Origin of the sequence: uncultured Nitrosomonas sp., from assembly GCF_902826915.1 — a bacterium.
Lineage (GTDB): Bacteria > Pseudomonadota > Gammaproteobacteria > Burkholderiales > Nitrosomonadaceae > Nitrosomonas.
The window spans coordinates 1-2,055 of record NZ_CADEGP010000132.1; the positions used below are offsets into that span (position 1 = coordinate 1).

At 39.6% G+C, this 2,055-nt stretch carries 2 protein-coding genes; both read left to right on the forward strand.

Annotation, left to right across the window (positions count from 1 at the left end; all coding sequences use genetic code 11):
• The first annotated feature begins 149 nt into the window (after positions 1-149).
• Positions 150-800 carry a hypothetical protein gene (locus tag QZV86_RS13700; RefSeq protein ID WP_295629288.1) on the forward strand — a complete coding sequence of 217 codons (651 nt, stop codon included), beginning with the start codon at positions 150-152 and terminating at the stop codon, positions 798-800.
• Complete coding sequence (locus QZV86_RS13705) at positions 801-1,547, forward strand: helix-turn-helix domain-containing protein (protein ID WP_295629291.1); 747 nt, start codon at positions 801-803, stop codon at positions 1,545-1,547.
• Positions 1,548-2,055: the final 508 nt, after the last annotated feature.

Genomic DNA, 2,055 nt, shown 5'->3' on the forward strand with positions numbered 1-2,055 from the left:
ATCAAAAACAGCAGGTCGCTTGATTCTCATACACCAGATTTGACTATAGCTCAGGGTTATCCCGTCCGTGTAAAACTAAGCAATTTGAAACGCCTGGAAAACAGTATGCCGGTGAAGTTGCAAGTTTCATTACGGGCGGCGGAAGACTATTGTTTGCCTTGATCGAACGCTTAGGAAAAGATCGGGGTATCCTTCACGCATTAGGCGATACGGATTCAATGGTATTTGTGAAACCGGAAGGCATGGATACAGATGTGTTTAATCAACATATTCATGAAATAACTGATGTTGTTAATCGTTTATCTCCTTATAAAAAAGGCATTCCACTGCTAAAAATTGAAGACGTTAATTATGTCGATGATGAACTTGAACCTTTGTATGTTTTGGCAGTATCCAGCAAGCGTTATGCCTTGTATAACAAGCGCTGGAAAGATGATACTGGGCAATGGCACGAAGGCATTCGACTTCGCAAATGCACCAATCACGGGCTTGGCAGTTATATCAATCCACCAGAATATCATTCCAAGCTTCCAGTGCCTTATGCAAAGGATAATGATCCGATCTGCACCGCTCGCTGGATCGATGATTTATGGACATTGGCGATTCGCCGAGCGGAAGCAAGCCCTTTACAAGCTGATACTGAAATGATTCTTGAGGAGGCAATATACAACTTACTGGGTGATACGCCCGCTATCTCAAAAGAAACTGTTTCCACTTGGGAAGTGTTTAAGAAAGTCGATGACATTCCAGATATTCGCCCGTTCTCGTTCTTTGTAACACTGCCAGGAATCGAGGAATGAATGATTAATGAGCGAATAAGGCAAACAGGACAAATGATTCAAGTAAAGCCCGAATTATTAGAAATTGGATATTACGCACCGTTTTCAACTAATATTGACGAAATTATGACAAATCTCACGCGCAAGGATAATCATGAGCGAACACCTCAGGCACTAACCGCTACTTTAGCTGAAAAGGTGTTGCATTACTTTGCTCATGCTGAAAATAAAGCTTATCCGCCTAATGGCATAGGCCAGCTTCACAAGCAGCCGGTAGTTGTTGAAAATCTTGCTTATTGTGGAAAAGAAACCCAAACGCTTTATAGTTCTATTGAGGATGGAGAATCAAACGGCATCACGTTAATAGGTGAGAGGGGGCCTCAAATTTTTAATATTGAGCCTCCTGAAGGTTTGACAACTTGGTTAGATCGGCCTCTGAAAACGTTGTTACAACTGGGTTTATCACGGCAACAAATTTGTAAGGAGTTTTGTATCAGTGATAAAACATTGAGTAACTATATGGCAGGTCAACCAGTCGGTTATGCTAAGGCGGAGCGTTATACCAAATTGTTTCAACGTATTTTACGACAACGAAATGTATCTACTCCCGATGATTTTATCCAATTAACTCAGAAAGTTAGTTCTGCTGCTGATGATCTAAAAGTGCTGATCGCGCAGGGGTGGACTGTTTCCAAGCTAGCACATGCGCTCGATAAAAGTTCTAGGCAGGTTTATCGCTGGCTCGAAGGGGTAAGGGGTAAAGTGTAAAGAAGAAATACGAGGGAAAATTAAGGCGCTGCCAGCGCAACAATAAGATTAATTTCAGTGACTGATTTCATAAGTTTTGACATGAATTTGGCAAACACCGCTTTTCGTAATTGTGCCACGATTAAATCAAAGCAACAGCTTTAGATTCTGTGATAGAGTACTGATCTTAACTAACCAGTATTGCCATAATCTTTATAACTATGTGTCGTTTATATATTGATTAATTACAAAGCGTAAGTCAGTCATTAATAACAATTCGTTGTTGTTAATCTCAAAAGCATGAAAGATTTTTATAAATGATAGAATCATTAATTAAATGTGATAAATATATCGAGTGCTCCCGAATCCAGTAAAGCTACATCGTGAAACTACGATAAATTTAGCTAAACAGCTCAATAAGTCTAAAATCTATCATTGGTTAGTTCAATATGGATATTATCCAGAGAATTATATTCTGATGTGTGCTGTCAAAAATGGAGTCCATCGGTTTAAGCAACAAGCAAATTAG

Bases quoted from the DNA above. Each gene is read 5' to 3' on its own strand.
- QZV86_RS13705 (WP_295629291.1), top strand. From the start codon at position 801: ATGATTAATGAGCGAATAAGGCAAACAGGACAAATGATTCAAGTAAAG.